At 72.5% G+C, this 14,973-nt stretch carries 18 protein-coding genes; 8 read left to right on the forward strand and 10 right to left on the reverse strand.

Annotated elements, in window-relative coordinates; all coding sequences use genetic code 11:
* Window positions 1-50: 50 nt before the first annotated feature.
* Window positions 51-872, reverse strand: coding sequence for a SigB/SigF/SigG family RNA polymerase sigma factor (locus C569_RS0106265; protein WP_018784940.1), 822 nt, complete (start codon window positions 870-872; stop codon window positions 51-53).
* Window positions 873-1,207: 335 nt separating this feature from the next.
* Here C569_RS0106265 and C569_RS0106270 point away from each other — a divergent pair, with 335 nt between their 5' ends.
* The gene (locus tag C569_RS0106270; protein WP_018784941.1) at window positions 1,208-1,945 is read left to right on the forward strand and encodes a hypothetical protein; all 738 of its coding nucleotides are present in this window, start codon (window positions 1,208-1,210) and stop codon (window positions 1,943-1,945) included.
* On the opposite strand, the gene C569_RS0106275 is transcribed toward C569_RS0106270, so the two are convergent.
* Window positions 1,894-3,483: a phospholipase D-like domain-containing protein gene (locus tag C569_RS0106275; protein WP_018784942.1), complete on the reverse strand. Its 1,590-nt coding sequence runs from the start codon at window positions 3,481-3,483 to the stop codon at window positions 1,894-1,896. The two genes, C569_RS0106270 and C569_RS0106275, sit on opposite strands and share 52 nt — an antisense overlap.
* Window positions 3,484-3,618: 135 nt before the next feature.
* Here C569_RS0106275 and C569_RS34720 point away from each other — a divergent pair, with 135 nt between their 5' ends.
* Window positions 3,619-3,747 carry a hypothetical protein gene (locus tag C569_RS34720; protein WP_018784943.1) on the forward strand — a complete coding sequence of 43 codons (129 nt, stop codon included), beginning with the start codon at window positions 3,619-3,621 and terminating at the stop codon, window positions 3,745-3,747.
* A 27-nt stretch (window positions 3,748-3,774) separates the two neighbouring features.
* On the opposite strand, the gene C569_RS0106285 is transcribed toward C569_RS34720, so the two are convergent.
* The 3 genes from C569_RS0106285 to C569_RS0106295 form a co-directional block, all read right to left on the reverse strand.
* A complete protein-coding gene (locus C569_RS0106285; protein ID WP_026267771.1) occupies window positions 3,775-4,551 on the reverse strand; it encodes an aminoglycoside phosphotransferase in 777 nt (258 codons plus the stop codon).
* Window positions 4,552-4,568: 17 nt separating this feature from the next.
* Window positions 4,569-5,060 carry a hypothetical protein gene (locus tag C569_RS0106290; RefSeq protein WP_018784945.1) on the reverse strand — a complete coding sequence of 164 codons (492 nt, stop codon included), beginning with the start codon at window positions 5,058-5,060 and terminating at the stop codon, window positions 4,569-4,571.
* A 122-nt stretch (window positions 5,061-5,182) separates the two neighbouring features.
* On the reverse strand, window positions 5,183-5,524 hold the full coding sequence (locus C569_RS0106295; RefSeq protein WP_036345285.1) for a hypothetical protein: 342 nt from the start codon (window positions 5,522-5,524) through the stop codon (window positions 5,183-5,185).
* A 414-nt stretch (window positions 5,525-5,938) separates the two neighbouring features.
* Between C569_RS0106295 and C569_RS0106300 the strand changes: the two genes are divergently transcribed.
* Together C569_RS0106300 and C569_RS0106305 are read left to right on the forward strand one after the other, a co-directional pair.
* A complete protein-coding gene (locus C569_RS0106300) occupies window positions 5,939-6,739 on the forward strand; it encodes a helix-turn-helix transcriptional regulator (protein WP_018784947.1) in 801 nt (266 codons plus the stop codon).
* Entirely contained in the window at window positions 6,730-6,930 is a 201-nt protein-coding gene (locus C569_RS0106305) for a DUF397 domain-containing protein (protein WP_018784948.1), read from the forward strand. The genes C569_RS0106300 and C569_RS0106305 overlap by 10 nt, the downstream gene beginning before the upstream one ends.
* Before the next feature lie 124 nt (window positions 6,931-7,054).
* Here the strand turns inward: C569_RS0106305 and C569_RS0106315 are convergent, their stop codons facing one another.
* Both C569_RS0106315 and C569_RS0106320 read right to left on the reverse strand, forming a co-directional pair.
* Window positions 7,055-8,041 carry a pirin family protein gene (locus tag C569_RS0106315; RefSeq protein ID WP_018784950.1) on the reverse strand — a complete coding sequence of 329 codons (987 nt, stop codon included), beginning with the start codon at window positions 8,039-8,041 and terminating at the stop codon, window positions 7,055-7,057.
* Window positions 8,042-8,052: 11 nt separating this feature from the next.
* The gene (locus tag C569_RS0106320; protein WP_018784951.1) at window positions 8,053-8,535 is read right to left on the reverse strand and encodes a MarR family winged helix-turn-helix transcriptional regulator; all 483 of its coding nucleotides are present in this window, start codon (window positions 8,533-8,535) and stop codon (window positions 8,053-8,055) included.
* Window positions 8,536-8,648: 113 nt separating this feature from the next.
* On the opposite strand from C569_RS0106320, the gene C569_RS0106325 reads away from it, so the two are divergent.
* Window positions 8,649-9,233: a DUF1684 domain-containing protein gene (locus C569_RS0106325; protein WP_018784952.1), complete on the forward strand. Its 585-nt coding sequence runs from the start codon at window positions 8,649-8,651 to the stop codon at window positions 9,231-9,233.
* Between the two features lie 47 nt (window positions 9,234-9,280).
* Here the strand turns inward: C569_RS0106325 and C569_RS0106330 are convergent, their stop codons facing one another.
* Window positions 9,281-9,868, reverse strand: a complete 588-nt coding sequence (locus C569_RS0106330; RefSeq protein WP_026267772.1) for a general stress protein — start codon at window positions 9,866-9,868, stop codon at window positions 9,281-9,283.
* A 112-nt stretch (window positions 9,869-9,980) separates the two neighbouring features.
* Here C569_RS0106330 and C569_RS0106335 point away from each other — a divergent pair, with 112 nt between their 5' ends.
* Together C569_RS0106335 and C569_RS0106340 are read left to right on the forward strand one after the other, a co-directional pair.
* Window positions 9,981-11,795 (forward strand): glycoside hydrolase family 15 protein, encoded by a 1,815-nt coding sequence (locus tag C569_RS0106335; protein ID WP_018784954.1) that lies wholly within the window; start codon window positions 9,981-9,983, stop codon window positions 11,793-11,795.
* Window positions 11,796-11,879: 84 nt separating this feature from the next.
* A complete protein-coding gene (locus C569_RS0106340) occupies window positions 11,880-12,380 on the forward strand; it encodes a metallophosphoesterase (RefSeq protein WP_018784955.1) in 501 nt (166 codons plus the stop codon).
* A gap of 2 nt (window positions 12,381-12,382) precedes the next feature.
* Here the strand turns inward: C569_RS0106340 and C569_RS0106345 are convergent, their stop codons facing one another.
* Entirely contained in the window at window positions 12,383-12,607 is a 225-nt protein-coding gene (locus tag C569_RS0106345; RefSeq protein ID WP_026267773.1) for a DUF3072 domain-containing protein, read from the reverse strand.
* Window positions 12,608-12,660: 53 nt separating this feature from the next.
* Between C569_RS0106345 and C569_RS0106350 the strand changes: the two genes are divergently transcribed.
* Window positions 12,661-13,647, forward strand: coding sequence for an NAD(P)/FAD-dependent oxidoreductase (locus C569_RS0106350; RefSeq protein WP_196806690.1), 987 nt, complete (start codon window positions 12,661-12,663; stop codon window positions 13,645-13,647).
* A gap of 19 nt (window positions 13,648-13,666) precedes the next feature.
* On the opposite strand, the gene C569_RS0106355 is transcribed toward C569_RS0106350, so the two are convergent.
* Window positions 13,667-14,959, reverse strand: coding sequence for a sodium:proton antiporter (locus C569_RS0106355; RefSeq protein WP_018784958.1), 1,293 nt, complete (start codon window positions 14,957-14,959; stop codon window positions 13,667-13,669).
* Window positions 14,960-14,973: the final 14 nt, after the last annotated feature.

Below are 14,973 nucleotides of genomic sequence, written 5' to 3' on the forward strand. Positions count from 1 at the left end.
CCGGGTGGGCCGCCGCACCGGGTCCGCCGACCCGGCCGCCGCCCTCCTTGCTAGTACGTCCCGTCGAGCTGCCCGCGCAGCTTGGTGAGGGCCCGGGCCAGGAGCCGGGACACGTGCATCTGCGAGACGCCGATCTGCTCGGCGATCTGCGACTGGGTCAGGTTGCCGTAGAAGCGCAGCGTGAGGATCTTCTGCTCGCGCTGGTCGAGCGTGGCGAGCGCCGGGCCGAGGGCCACCCGCATCTCGGCCAGCTCGAACTCGCCGTCTTCGCCGCCGAGCAGGTCGCCCAGCTCGGTGGCCCGCTCGCCGTCGCCGGTCGGGGTGGACAGCGACACCGCATTGTACGCGCGGGCGCCCTCCAGGCCCTCCAGCACCTCTTCCTCGGTGAGCTTGAGGTGGGCGGCGATGTCGGCGACCGTCGGCGAGCGGCCGAGCGTCTGGAGCAGTGTGCTGTTGGCGTCGGAGATCGCCAGGCGCAGCTCCTGGAGCCGGCGCGGCACCCGGATGTCCCAGGTGCGGTCGCGGAAGTGGCGCTTCAGCTCGCCGATGATGGTGGGGATGGCGTAGCCGGCGAAGTCGACGCCGCGTGACGGGTCGAACTTGTCGATCGCCTTGATCAGGCCGATCGCCGCGGTCTGCGCCAGGTCGTCGTTGGGCTCGCCCCGGCCGCTGTAGCGGTGGGCCAGGTGGTTCGCCAGCGGCAGCCACGCCTCGATGGCGCGGTCGCGCAGCGCCGGCCGGGACGGGTGGTCGGCGGGCAGCGCGGCCATCGCGGCGAGCAGGTCGGCGGCGCTGTCGGTGAGGGAGCGGGGGGCGAGCTTCGCGGAGGCGGCCGGCGTGGTCGCCGGGGCGCTGATCGTGGGAGCGGTCATGGGTGGTCCTCCCTGCACCTCGTCCACGGAAGAAAAAAGACGTGACGCTTAGGTTTAGGTGTCGGTCGTACGTTCGGAAGTCACCATAGCCCGATCGTCCTGCGGAAATCTAGCCGAAAGTACGATGCACTTAAGGTGTAAGCGGCCAGAAAAGGACGTGAATGGGTCTATATCACGCTCGGCGGGGCGGCGGATGACGTCGACCGGTCGGCCTCGGTCGTACCCCGACCGGTCAACGTGGAATCCGACAGGGCGGGCGAAGTGTCGCCTTTCTGTCGTTGTCCCGCCGACAGGGCCGCCCGTAGCGTCCGTAGCGACACGTCAACGGAGGCACCGTGCTGGATCCCGCCGCGCCACAGCTCGTCATCAACGCCCGGACCCTGCTGTTCAGTTGGCTCCCGGCGGACCCCGGCGCGGTCGACACACTGCTGCCCGCGGGTCTGCGCCCGCACCCGCAGCGCCAGGTGTTCGTCAACCAGTACGTGGTCGACGACGAGACGCAGACCTCGGGCTTCGGGGCGTACTCGCTGACCTACCTGGGAGTCTCACTGGCGGACATGGACCCGCCCGACGGCGAGACGCCGGGCGGCTGGTGGACGCACTACCTCGCCTCCAGCGAGCGGGTCCGGCGGTACGCCGCCGCACGAGGCGTACCGGCCGCGGCCGGAGAGACCCGCCTCGACCTGCGGGGCGACCAGCTCACCGCCGAGACCCGCGCCGCCGACGGCACGCTGCTGATCCGGGTCACCGCCCGGGTCGGGCACACCGGCACCGCGGCGCACTACGGCCACCACCGCTACCTCACCCGCCACGACGGCGAGCTGATCGTCACCGACTACCCGTACGTGGCCGAGCCGGTGTCGCCGTTCGAGGTCGAGTCGGTGGAGTTCCCGGTGCCGGAGCACCCGGTCCACGCGCTGCGGCCGGCCAACCCGCTGCACATCTGCTGGGGCTTCTACTCGCCGCGGGTCTCGTTCGCCTACCCGGCCCGCCCGGACGTGCCGCACGAGCCGGCGGACCTTCACCAGGTGCCGGCCCGCCGGGCCGGTAGCGGCCTGCCGTCCGGGTCGTAGACCAGCCGGTACGCGGGCAGCGCCCAGAGCCGCGTACGCCAGGGCAACCGCTCCGGGCGGTGCGGCCGCAACCGGCCCGGCGGACGGGGACCGGTCCGGCCCCCGGCGTGCCAGCGGTCCAGCTCGTCGGCCGCCGCGGTGACCGCCGCCACCGCGTTCGCCGGGTCCAGCAGGTCGTCGTCCTGCGCGCCGCCGGGATCGCGGTCCAGGTGCTCGCGCCACAGCCGCAGCCGCAGGTCGCGGGCGAACACACGGGCGCCGTCGCCCAGCCCGGCCGGGTCGGCCGGCGCCCGCTCGTCGCGGGTGTCGTCGAGCACCGCGCAGGACAGCTCGCTGTCGTGCGTCCAGGACCGGCGGTTGAAGTTGTCGCTGCCCACGCTGGCCCAGACGTCGTCCACCACGCAGACCTTGGCGTGCACGTACACCGGCGTGCCGTCGTGGTTCTCCACGTCGAAGACGTGCACCCGCTCCGGCGCGGCCCGGTGGCACAGCGACAGCGCCTGCTCCCGGCCGACCGTGTTCGGCGGCAGCGCCAGCCGGCCGTCCACGTCGGGGTGCCGGGGCACGACCGCCACCAGGTGCAGGTCCGGATGCTCGTGCAGCGCCTGCGCGAACAACTCCGCCACCTCGGTCGACCAGAGGTACTGGTCCTCCAGGTAGATCAGCCGCCGGGCCCGGCGTACCGCCTTGGTGTAGCCGCGGGCCACCGTGCGCTCGCCGTCCGGGGCGAAGGAGTAGCGGGGCCGCACCGCCGGGTAGGTGCGCAGCACCTGCACGTGGTGCGGCCCGCAGGGCGGCGGGTCGGCGGGCTGCTCGGGCAACGGGTCCGGGCGCAGGTCGGAGCCGCGCAGCCGGTCCCGCAGGTACGCGATCGGGTTCTCCGAGTCCAGCGGCATCGGGTCGGTCCACCGCTCCCGGAACGTGGTGTCGAGCGCCCCGACCACCGGCCCGCGCACCGCGAGCTGCACGTCGTGCCAGGGCGGGGTGGGGCCGTACCGGGGCGACATGCCGACCGGCTGCGGGTCGCCGGAGTGGCTCGCGTCGTCGCGACGGCTGTGGCACAGGTCGATGCCCCCGGCGAACGCGATGTCGCGGCGCGGGTCGCCGGGACGGCGCAGCACCACGAGCTTCTGGTGGTGTGAGCCGCCGCGCCGGACCCGCTGGTCGAGCAGCACCTCGCCGCCGGCCGCGCCGATCGCCTCGCTGAGGTCGCGGTTCTCCGCCTCGCTGTAGGAGAGCGTGTCGAGGTGGGAGCGCCAGATCAGGCCCTTGACGATCACCCCGCGCTGGGCGGCCTGGGCGAACAACTGCGCCACCGTCGGGCCGTCGGGGCGCAGCCGCTCGTCCGGGTCACCCCGCCAGTCGGTGAAGAACAGGTGGTCGCCCGCCGAGAGCGACTCCACCTCGCTGACCAGGCGTTCGAAGTACGCGGCACCGTGAATCAGCGGCTCGGCGAGGTTTCCATCGGCCCAGACGGGTAACTCAGATGCCGGGTTGGCGCGTTCCTGTGCGGTGAGGAACCAGTCCCGCAGAGTCACGCTTCACCCCCGAGGTCGACGACGTCCTCACACGGTAGGACCCCCGGCAGGGCCCCGCACGTCGAGCAGCAGGTCGGCGTCGGTGCGCGTCAGGGGTGCGCCGGACCCCTGGATCGCGAACCGAGGAGGCACCGCATGCCCGCCGAGACGACGAACACCGTGACCGACGACCACCGGCAGGCGGTGGAGGGGGAGCGGGGTGCGCTGGTGGCGGTCCTGTTGATGGTGATCCTCGGGGTGGCCGGCATCTTCGCCGTGTCCTGAGGCCGCGCCCGGGGCGCCCGGAGCAGGTCAGGGCCGGCTCCGGTGGTCGGCCCATTGGCCCATCCAGGCCGCGAGGTCGTGTATCCATCCGTCATTGTTCTGCTCGGCCTTGGCCTTCCACTTCGCGGCGTTCACGGCGGCGAAGGAGTCGAGAACCATGCTGCGGACGGAGGGCCACGCGGGAAATTGGCCCAGCCACTCCTCGGCCTGCGCCGGGCTGTGGCCGCTGCCGATCAACCACGGCGCGAGTAGAGCCAGCTCCACCCATGCGGCGGCCTTGGTCATCCATGCCCAGTCGACGATCCGTAGGCCGCCCGAGGTCAGAATGAGATTGGTCGGGTTCATGTCGGAGTGGACGAGCGCCCCGCCTTCCATCTCCGGAAGGGCGAGTCCGAGGCGGCCGGCCGGGGTGAACCAGGTTCCGGTCGGGGCCGGTGTGTCTTGAAGGGCCTTCAGGGCCGCCTGGAGGAGATCCAGGTCCGGGCTTCCGGGAGCCAGGTCGGGGTGAGGGCCGTCCAGATGTTCGACCCCCACCACGAACCAGCCGTTGCACTCGAAGTGCCACAGGACGGCCGGCGGGAACCAGTTGACCGCTCTGGTCGCCACCAGCTCGTAGCGCAGCGTTTGTACGCCCAGCCCGTTCGAGGCGGCCTTGACGAAGACCTTGCCGGACGAGCCGACGACGGTCGATGCGATCTCCGCATGGTTGCCCGTCGGAGCCGGGTTCACGGCGACGACACCGCCGACTCGCTCGGCGATCTCGGTCCTTACCCCCTTGGGCAGAGCAGACCATTCGCTGCGCATGGGTTACCTCTCGGGAGTTACCTGCCGCCGCCGGCCTGCGGCGGGTTGGGCGGGCAGCACGACTCGGCCTCGCCGTACCAGAATTCCATGTCGACCCGGAAGCCGGTCTTGTGCAGGGCCGCCAGCGTGAAGGTCGCAGCGGTGCCGTCCATCATCCCTTCGGTCAGGACGGGGATGTGGTGGACGAAGCCTCCGGCGATCTGCTCGCACGCGGCGGCGTACGGGACGGTGTGCTGCAGCACGGAGTGCCATACGGCGTCGACCGGGAGGGTCGGCACGACGCGACCGATCGACCCGTCCGGCAACGGCATCCCGAAGCCCTCGCTCGTCACGTTGTCGGCATGCGCCTTCAAGAAGATCAGGAACTGCTCGACGGCCTGTTCCGCGTAGGCCCGGGTGACGTGCGTGTCGGCGGCGAAGTAGTCGACCAGCTTGCCGAACGTCTCGGCGTCGACCAGCGTTTGAGGGTCGGCGGCGATCGTCGCCGACGTGCTTGTGGTGACAGTCATTGCGGTCCCTTCCGGTGCTCTCGTTGTGCGGAGATGGATGTCCGCTCCGATGGTTCCTGTGCGGGGGTGGTGCTTGTGCACCCGTCCGTCGCCGCTTGGTCGGGCCGGCAGCAGGCGGGAATCTATGCGCGATCAGCCGACGGCCTCGGCTCGGTTGCGGGCTTACGGAACGGACCCCAGGAGACGAAGCGGTCGAACATCTCGCGCGGGCTCTGCCCGTCGTGCGGGTTGAGGTGATACAGGTCGCGCATCGCCTCGAACATCAGCCCGGTCAGGTAGATCGACAGGCCCGGTGGGTTGTCCTCGTACTCGGCCCGGAGCAGCAGGCGGGCGTCCGGGCACGGCCACGGGTTGCCGCACGACCGGCACGCCCACACCGGGCGCAGCGGTGTGTGCGGCGGGACCGTCTCGGTTCGGTAGCGCGGCCGGTCAGGTGTGGGGCCGGGGGACGGCAACGGCAGCATGGACGAGATCACGACCGGCCCCCGTTCGCCCGGTACATCTGGGCCGGTGTCAGGTTGCCGGCGCGGCCGGGACACGTGGTCGGGAAGACGTCGGTCGGGGCGGTGGCCCAAGCCGGGCGCTGTGGTGCCGGGCGCGGGCCGGGCCTCGGCGAATCGGGGTCACGGTGCCAGAAACGGACTCGCACGAGTGGTCTCCTTCGGGTCGATGAGCGTGCGGAGCCGCCCCGCCCCTTCCCGGGACGGCTCCGCCCGGTTCCGCCCCCGGCTTGTGCTCCGCAAGCGGTTCCGCTGGTGACACTCTGGTGTGGAGGCCGCTACCCTCGGAAGGCCCTTCGCGCAGCTGGGCAGGGCCGGGCGGCCAGCTGCCGACCTGTAGAGGCGTGAATAGTTGATCTCAAGGTTTGAGGACCGCTGATGGCTGACTTGCCGCACCCGCTCGCGCTGTTCATCGTCACCGAGATCCGCCGGGCCCGAGGGGCGGCCGGGATGACGCAAGAGGCGTTCGGGCGGGCCGCAGGCTTCAGCGCTTCGCACGTCAGCGCGGTGGAAGGCGGAACGCGTGCCCTCACTATGGACTTCATCAAGGGCGGCGACCGGGCCCTCACCACGGGCGGGATGTTTGAGCGCATGGTGGAGAAGCTGGGCGTACCGTCGTGGTTTCTGCCTTGGCTCGACGCGGAGCGCACCGCTACGCAGCTCCGGTGCTGGCAACCGTCGCTCGTCCCCGGCCTGCTGCAGACGGCGGATTACGCGCGCGCCGTCATCCGATGCGACGACACGCTCACCGATGACGAGGTCGACCGCAGGCTAGCCGATCGGATGGAACGGCAAGTGATCCTCACCGGGGGTAACGCGCCGCAGTTCATAGCCGTCATCGCCGAGGCGGTGCTACGCCGGGCGGGCGAGGACTTCCGGCAAGTCATGGCGGCCCAGATAAAGCACTTGATAGCGCTCGCGGAACGACCGAACATCAGCGTGCACGTACTGCCAGACGACATCAGTATGCACGTCGGCTTGACTGGGCCCTTCAGTCTCGCGCGCTCGCCAGAGCACACGTGGCTAGGGGAGATGGAGAACCAGCTCGGCGGGGTGGTCATCGAGAAACCAGCCGATGTGGATACTCTGATGACGAGGTGGGAGACGGTCCGCAACGAGGCCCTGCCCCGCCGCCACTCGATCGAGCTGATGAAGGAAGTTGTGAACTCGTGGACCTGATCGGCGCTCACTGGCGCAAGTCATCCCGCAGCGGCTCCGGCGGCGGTAATTGTGTGGAGGTAGCGGACAACCTGCCCGGCATCGTCGGCGTGCGGGACTCCAAGGACCCGGCAGGGTCGGCGCTCGTCTTCAAGCCGGCTGTCTGGCAAGGCTTCGTAGACCTCGCGAAGCGCATCGGTCCGGTCGGCTGACCCAGCACAGACGAAAGCCCCTACTCACGCCGGGGGGTCGCCGTCGCCGAACACCGTGACCGACCGCGAGTAGGCGGTGGAGGGGGAGCCGGGCGCCCCGGCGAACCGGGGCGCCCGGAGCAGGTCAGGGCCGGTCACCCTGGCCGTCGGTGTGCGGCACCCGCCCGGTCGGGATCACTCCGAGCCGACCGGCCTGGAAGTCCTCGACCGCCTGGATCAGCTCGGCGCGGGTGTTCATCACGAACGGGCCGTAGTGCGCCACCGGCTCGCGGATCGGCCGGCCGCCCATCAGGTACAGCTCCAGCGCCGGGGCGTTGGAGTCCTGCGTCCGGTCGGCGGTGATCCGCAGCGCCTCACCGGGCCCGTGCACGGCGAGCTGGCCGAGGTGGATCGGCCGCCGGTCGGTGCCGACGGTGCCACGACCGGCCAGGACGTACACCAGCGCGTTGAAGTCCGACCGCCACGGCAGGCTCAGCTCGGCACCGGGCTGCAACGTGACGTGCGCGATGGTGATCGGCGTGTGCGTCGAGCCCGGACCCTGGTGCCCGGCCACCTCGCCGGCGATGACCCGGATCAGGCCGCCACCGTCGGGCGTGGTCAGCAGCGCCGACTCCCGGCCGCGGATGTCCTGGTAGCGGGGCGCGCTCATCTTGGCGACGCTGGGCAGGTTGACCCAGAGCTGCAGGCCGTGGAACAGCCCGCCGCTCGTCACCAGGTGCTCCGGCGGCGCCTCGATGTGGAGCAGGCCACTGCCGGCCGTCATCCACTGGGTGTCGCCGTCGGTGATGGTGCCGCCGCCCCCGGTCGAGTCCTGGTGGTCCATGATCCCGTCGATCATGTAGGTCACCGTCTCGAAGCCGCGGTGCGGGTGCCAGGAGGTGCCCTTCGGCTCGCCCGGCGCGTAGTCGACCTCGCCCATCTGGTCGAGGTGGATGAACGGGTCCAGCTCGGTCATCGGCACCCCGGCGAAAGCCCGGCGGACCGGGAAGCCTTCGCCCTCGTACCCGCTGGGGGCGGTGGTGACCCGGCGGACCGGGCGGTATTCGGTGGCCTCGCCGAGCTGCGGCAGGCGGGGCAGGACGAGGACGTCGTCGACGGTGATCGCGGGCATCGCGGGGCTCCCTACTTGTCGGCCGGGGTGGACGACGCGGTGTGGTCGGCGCGCAGGCGCCGGCCGAGCCGCTCGAAGACCCGGGTGAGGCAGGCGACCTCGGCGTCGTCGAGGTCGTCGATCAGGTGGGCGCGGACGGAGCGCAGGTGGTGCGGCGCGGCCTCGCGCAGGGCGAGCAGGCCGGCCGCGGTGAGCACGGCCTCGCTGCCGCGCCGGTCCGCCGGACAGGCCTCCTTTGCCACCAGGCCGCGCTTGCGCATCGTGGTGATCTGGTAGGTCAGCCGGCTCGGCGAGAACACCAGCCGGTCGGCCAGCTCACCCATGCGTCTCCGCTGGCCGGGTGCCTCGGAGAGCAGGACCAGCACGTGGTAGTCGGCGAAGCTCAGGTCGCTGTCGGCGCGCAGGTCGTCCTCGATCCGGGTGAACAGCCGCTGGCTCGACTCGATGTACGCGCGCCAGCAGGCCGTCCGCTCGGCGTTCAGGCTCTCCGTCATGACTCCGAGAGTAGCACTAGTTAAAATCTAAACAAGTGCTCCTGGCGCGTGCGGAAGGCCAGGCTCGGTCGACTCTTCGAAAATTGAACTGGTGGCTCGGCTAGGGTCGGGGGATGGACGATCTCGACCTGCTCGACTGGCGGGAGCGGGTGGCCCGGCTCTACCTGTCCGACCTCGACCTGACCGGGTTCCGGGCCGCGCGCGACGAGCTGTTCCGCACCCACCCCAGCAGCCCGGTGCCGCCCGCCGACCGGCCCGGCTTCACCGGACTGCGCTGGTACCCGCCCGACCCGTCGGCGGTGGTGGAGGCGCCGTTGCGCCAGGCCTCCGGCGAGCTGCGCATCGACACCGGCGGCCCGGACGGGGTGGTCGCGTACCGGCGGGTGGCGGTCGCCGAGACGCCGTGGGGGCCGCTGACGCTCTGGTGGATCGAGGCGTACGGGGGCGGACTGTTCCTGCCGCTGCGCGACGGCACCTGCGGCGACGGATCGTACGGCGGCGGCCGGTACCTCACCGACACGGTCAAGGGCACGTTCGGCCGCGGCCTGACCGTGCTGCCCGGCGGCCGGGTCCGCCTGGACGCCAACTACCTCTACAACCCCAGTTGCGCCTACGACGACGGGTGGGCCTGCCCGCTGGCCCCGCCGGAGAACCGGGTGGACGTGCCGCTGCGGGCCGGGGAACAGGCGTACCACTGACGCGAGGGAGGCCCCGCCGGGGCCTCCCTCGCGTCGCGTACCGCCGGTCAGCGGGCGGTGGCGCCGGTCGGTGTCAGGTGCATCCGGCTGAGCATCTGCTGGGCCTGACCGGCCAGCTCCGCGTCCACGGTCACCGCGTACTGGGCGGCCCGCAGCGAACTGGCCGACGTGAAGTCACGTTGCCCACCGGTCATCGCGTGCGCGACCGCGCCGAACACCGCACCCCAGATCGCACCGATCACCAGCCCGACCAGGATCACCGCCAGCCAGTTCCCGGCGGTGAAGATGCCGAACAGCAACCCGATGAACAAACCGAACCAGGCGCCGGTGCCGGCCCCGAGCAGGGCCGCCCGGCCCGTGGTGAGCCGTCCCATCACGGTCTCCACGAGCGTGAGGTCCGTACCGACGATCGAGGTACGTTCCACCGGGAACCGGTTGTCGGCCAGATAGTCCACCACGCGCTGGGCGGACGGATAGTCCGGGTACGAGCCGATCGTGACGGTCGGCGATCCGGCGTGCGGGCCGTGCCCGTCCCCGCTCGGCGGGGTCGGGCGACCGCCCGGGCCGGACGGGAGGTTGTCGCTGCCCGGCATTCCGGGTTGCCAGGCCGCGGTCGGAGTCGAGGGTCTGGTCATGAGCATCCTCCTTCGTCAACTCGCCGCGTTCCCGCCGCCGGGCAGCGGTAACGTGCCGACCGGGACCGATTGTCGCGAGGCATGGCGGCACCCGGGCTGGGTAGGCACTGTCGTGCCGACCCGACGGATCAGCGAGCACGGGTTCCTCGCCGACGGGCGCAGCGCGGCCCTGGTCGACACCGACGGCGCGGTCAACTGGTGGTGCCCGCCCCGGTTCGACGCGCCGTCGGTGTTCGGGCGCCTGCTCGACGAGGATGCCGGGTACTGGAGCATCCGCCCCGAGGGCGCGGCCACCAGTAGCCGGTCCTACCTGGACGACTCGCTGGTGCTGCGTACCGTCTTCACCACGGCGACCGGCGCGGTCGCCGTCACCGACGCGCTGGCGCTGGAGTCCGGCGCGCGCGGCCACGAGATCGGCAAGCGCTCGCCCCGGGTGCTCGCCCGCCTGGTCGAAGGGCTCACCGGTGAGGTGCCGATGCGCGTGGACTACGTGCCGCGTTTCGAGTACGGCCGGGTCGGCGCCTACCTGTCCGAACGCGACGGCGTGGTGGCCGCCGCCGCCGGCGCCCACCGGCTGGAGCTGCGCGCCGACGTTCCGCTGACCCTCGTCGAGGGGGCCGCCGCCGGACGGTTCACCGCCCGCGCCGGCAGCGCCCACCGCTTCACCCTCGGGTACGCCCCGGCGTACACCGGCGCCGCCCCGGCGCTGCCGGACGCCGCCGAGGTGGTGGACGAGACGGTCGCCGGGTGGCGGTCGTGGTCGGCGCTGCACGACTACCAGGGCGAGTACCGCGACGAGGTGCGGCGCAGCGCGCTCGCGGTGCAGGGCATGACGTACGCACCCAGCGGCGCCGTCGTCGCGGCGGCCACCACCTCGGTGCCGGAGCGGCTCGGCGGCGACCGCAACTACGACTACCGCTACGTGTGGCTGCGCGACTTCAGCCTCACCCTCCAGGCGCTGTGGCGGGCCGCCTGCCCGGACGAGGCGGACCGGCAGTTCACCTGGGTGGCGCGGGCGATGGGCCGGATCGGCGACGAGCCGGTGCCGGTCATGTACGGCGTCGAGGGGGAGCGGGACCTCACCGAGCACGACCTCGACCACCTGGCCGGGTACGAGCACAGCCGCCCGGTGCTCGTCGGCAACGACGCCTGGCGGCAGCGGCAGAACGACGTCCTGGGCGAGGTGCTCGACGCCGCCTGGCTGATGCGCTACTACCTCGACCCCATGTCGCCCGAGGTCCGCGATCTGCTGCGCACGCTCGCCGACCAGGCCGGGCGCGGCTGGCGTCGGCCCGACGCGGGGATGTGGGAGGGGCGTGGCCCGGAGCGGCACTACGTGTCGTCGAAGGTGCAGTGCTGGACCGCGCTGGACCGGGCCGTCCGGTTCGGCACCCGCATCGGCGAGCCCGCCGACGTGGCGCGCTGGGCCGCCGCGCGCGACGAGGTACGCGCGGCGGTGCTCACCCGTGGCTGGAACGAGCGGGTCGGCGCGTACACCGGGGCGTTCGACTCCGACGACCTGGACGCCTCGGTGCTGGTCATGCCGCTGGTCGGTTTCCTGCCGGCGGGCGATCCGCGGATGCGCGCCACGATGGACGTGCTGGAGCGGCGGCTGTCCCGCGACGGGCTGCTCCTCCGCTTCGACGGCGACCCGGCCGGGTTCGTGATCTGCTCGTTCTGGCTGGTCGCCTGCCTGGCTGAGGCGGGGGAGCTGGACCGGGCCCGGCGGCTGTTCGAACGCCTGGCCGCCCGCACCAACGACCTCGGCCTGTACACCGAGCAGATCGACCCGGTCACCGGCGAGCAGGTCGGCAACTTCCCGCAGGCGTACTCACACATCGGTCTGATCACCGCCGCCGGCCGCATAACGGACGCCGCCGCCCGCGCTCCCGCCCCCCAGTCCGCCGCCTCCTCGCGTCGATCATGAGGTTGACGGCGAAGTCGATCTCCCTGGGTGCCGTCAACATCATGATCGTCTCGGCAAGGGAGCGGGGTGGGGGAGGATGAGGGGGTGGAACTCGTGATCATGGCGGACACCCATGTGCCGAAGCGGGCGCGGGATCTTCCGGCGCCGCTCTGGGCGGCGGTGGAGGCCGCGGACGTGGTGGTGCACGCCGGGGACTGGGTGGACGTGGCGCTGCTGGACGCGCTGGAGACGCGGTCGCGCCGGCTGATCGCCGTGTACGGCAACAACGACGGCCCGGCGCTGCGCGCCCGGCTGCCCGAGGTGGCCCGGGCCGAGCTGGACGGCCTGCGCGTCGCCGTGGTGCACGAGACCGGCCCGAAGACCCGCCGCGAGGAGCGTTGCGCCGCCGCGTACGGCGACCGCGACCTGCTCGTCTTCGGGCACTCGCACATCCCCTGGGACACCGTCGCCCCGGGCGGTCTGCGCCTGCTCAACCCCGGTTCACCCACCGACCGGCGGGCGCAGCCGTACGCGACCTACCTGACCGCCCGGGTGGCGGCGGGGCGGCTCGACCGGGTCGAGCTGCACCGCCTGCCCCCGCGCTGACCTCAGCGGCCCCGGCCGGTCTCCGCCTGGAGCTCGTCGATCCGCCGGGACGCCTCGGCCTTGGTCAGGTCCTCCGGCACCGGCTCGCCCGCCTCCTGGGCCAGGGTGTGCAGGTACGACTCCTGGGCGGCGGTGGGCGGCTCGTCGCCGGTGACCCAGTCGTCCGGATCCTTGACGGCGGCGTCCGGGTTCACGTTCCTGCCGTTGGTGCTGGCGCGGTCGGCCATGCTGATCACCTCTCCTCGAACAGGTGTACCACTACCCCCGGCCCGGCGGGTTCATGCCGCCCGCCGCCTACGATCACCTGGTGACGGCGGAGCGGGCAGGCGTGGTGGTGGTCGGTGCGGGCATCGCCGGGGTGGCGTGCGCGACCGAGGTGGCGCGGGCCGGTGTCCCGGTACGGCTGCGCGAACGGGCCCGGGTCACCGGCGGGCGGATGGCCAGCAAGCGCTTCGACGGCCGCCCGGCCGACCTGGGCGCCGCGTACCTCACCGTGGACGACCCGGACTTCGCCGCCGTGGTGCAGCGGTGGCGGGCCGCCGGACTGGCACGGGAGTGGACCGACACGCTCGTCGCGTACGGGCCGGGCGGCCGAAGGCAGGTCAGCGGGCCGATGCGCTGGGCCGCCCCGCGCGGGCTGCGCTCGCTCGTCGAACACCTGGCCGAGGGCCTGCCGGTGACGCACGACCGCCTGGTGATGACGGTCGAGCCCGGCCCTCGCGTGGACAGCACCGAGGCCGAGGCGGTCGTGCTCGCCATGCCCGGCCCGCAGGCCGCGCTGCTGCTGGACCCGGCGCTGGCCGAGGCGACCCGGGCGGCGGCCGCGCAGCGCTGGTCGTCGGCGCTGACCGGGGTGCTGCACTTCCCGGCCCGCCGCTGGGCGGACTTCCATGGCGCGTTCGTCAACGGCCACCCCGTACTCAGCCTGGTCTGCGACGACGGTGATCGCCGCGGCGACGGCGCGCCGGTGCTCGTCGCGCACACCACCGCCGAGTTCGCCGCCGGGCACCTGCGCCAGCCCACCGCCGCCCGTGCGGCGATCGAGCAGGCGGTCCGCGACCTGCTTGGACTGCCCGAGCCGGCGGTGTCGACGCACGTGCACCGCTGGACGTACGCGACCCCGGCGGCGCACGCCGGGGAGGCGACGTTTCACCTGGACGACGACGGGATCGGCCTGGCCGGTGACGCGTTCGGTCGCCCCCGCGTGCAGACCGCCTGGCGCTCCGGCCGGGACCTGGGCCGCGCGCTCGCCGCCCGGCTGGGCTGACTGCCGCCGCCCCGGACGCTCAGCCGGTGGCGCCCACCGGCGCAGCCGCAGACCCGGCAGGCGCGTCCTTGCCGCTGGTGCGTTCGCCCTCCCGGTCCAGCAACTGCATGACCGGTGTGGCGGCGATGCCGTGCGCCACCACCGACACCACCACCACGAGACCGACCATGGCCCAGACCAGATCCGCCTGCGGGAAGTCGGTCTTGCTGGTGGCGTACGCCAGGTAGTAGAACGAGCCGACGCCGCGGATGCCGAACAGCGAGATCACCAAGTGCTCGGCCGGCTTGCCCGGCGCCCCGCGCAGCGACAGCCACCCGGCCAGCGGCCGGATCACCAGCACCAGGGCCAGCCCGACCAGCGCCGCCGGCCAGGTCAGCGGCGCGAGCAGCCCGCCGATCATGGCACCACCGAACAGCAGCAGCAACAGCACCGTGAGTAGCCGCTCCACCTGCTCGGCGAAGTCGTGCAGCACGGAGTGGAACTCGTGCGTACGCTCGGCGGCCCGGATCGCGCGGGCGGCCACGAACACGGCCAGGAAGCCGTACCCGCCGATCACCTCGACCAGCCCGTACGCGAGGAACGTCGCGGCCAGCGCGAGGAAGCCCTCGGAGTGCCGGGCCAGCCGCAGTTCGCTCGGGGCGCGGAAGAACAGCTTGCCGAGCAGCCACCCGACGAGCAGTCCGCCGCCCACCCCGGCGCCGAGCTTGTAGACCACGTCCACGGCGAGCCACTCGGCCAGCCAGCCGGACGGGGCGAGCCCGGTGGTGGCGATCGCGATGGCCGCGTACACGAACGGGAAGGCGAGCCCGTCGTTGAGGCCCGCCTCCGAGGTGAGCGCGAAGCGCACCTCGTCCTCCGAGTCCTCGACATCGGTCGGTTCGCCCACCTGCACGTCGGAGGCGAGCACCGGGTCGGTGGGCGCGAGCGCCGCGCCGAGCAGCAGCGCCGCGGCCGGCACCAGGCCGGCCCACCACCAACCGAGCAGCGCCACCGCGGCGATGCACAGCGGCATGGCGATCGCCAGCAGCCGCCAGGTCGACGACCAGCGGGCCCAGCTCAACGGACGGTCGATCTTCAGGCCGGCACCCATCAACGCGACGATCACCCCGACCTCGGTGAGGTGGGTGGTCAGTTCCGGCCAGCGCAGCGGGTCCGGCGTCGGCAGGCCGGTGGGCAGCACGAACACGAGCATGCCGAGCCCGAGGAACGCGATCGGCATGGACAGCGGCCGTCGCTCCAGCACCCGGGGCAGCACCCCGGCCAGCAGCGCACCGACGCCCAGCAGAGCGAACGCGACATCGACCGGTTCCACGACACCACCCTTCC

This window comes from Micromonospora sp. CNB394 (assembly GCF_000374985.1).
Classification (GTDB): domain Bacteria; phylum Actinomycetota; class Actinomycetes; order Mycobacteriales; family Micromonosporaceae; genus Micromonospora; species Micromonospora marina.

Excerpts from the sequence above, each read along its gene's own strand:
- C569_RS0106350 (WP_196806690.1), top strand. The coding sequence starts at position 12,661 with ATGCCGCCCGCCGCCTACGATCACCTGGTGACGGCGGAGCGGGCAGGC.
- C569_RS0106300 (WP_018784947.1), top strand. The coding sequence starts at position 5,939 with ATGGCTGACTTGCCGCACCCGCTCGCGCTGTTCATCGTCACCGAGATC.
- C569_RS0106320 (WP_018784951.1), bottom strand. The coding sequence starts at position 8,535 with ATGACGGAGAGCCTGAACGCCGAGCGGACGGCCTGCTGGCGCGCGTAC.
- C569_RS0106330 (WP_026267772.1), bottom strand. The coding sequence starts at position 9,868 with ATGACCAGACCCTCGACTCCGACCGCGGCCTGGCAACCCGGAATGCCG.
- C569_RS34720 (WP_018784943.1), top strand. The coding sequence starts at position 3,619 with ATGCCCGCCGAGACGACGAACACCGTGACCGACGACCACCGGCAGGCG.
- C569_RS0106290 (WP_018784945.1), bottom strand. The coding sequence starts at position 5,060 with ATGACTGTCACCACAAGCACGTCGGCGACGATCGCCGCCGACCCTCAA.
- C569_RS0106285 (WP_026267771.1), bottom strand. The coding sequence starts at position 4,551 with ATGCGCAGCGAATGGTCTGCTCTGCCCAAGGGGGTAAGGACCGAGATC.
- C569_RS0106265 (WP_018784940.1), bottom strand. The coding sequence starts at position 872 with ATGACCGCTCCCACGATCAGCGCCCCGGCGACCACGCCGGCCGCCTCC.
- C569_RS0106325 (WP_018784952.1), top strand. The coding sequence starts at position 8,649 with ATGGACGATCTCGACCTGCTCGACTGGCGGGAGCGGGTGGCCCGGCTC.
- C569_RS0106345 (WP_026267773.1), bottom strand. The coding sequence starts at position 12,607 with ATGGCCGACCGCGCCAGCACCAACGGCAGGAACGTGAACCCGGACGCC.
- C569_RS0106295 (WP_036345285.1), bottom strand. The coding sequence starts at position 5,524 with ATGCTGCCGTTGCCGTCCCCCGGCCCCACACCTGACCGGCCGCGCTAC.
- C569_RS0106315 (WP_018784950.1), bottom strand. The coding sequence starts at position 8,041 with ATGCCCGCGATCACCGTCGACGACGTCCTCGTCCTGCCCCGCCTGCCG.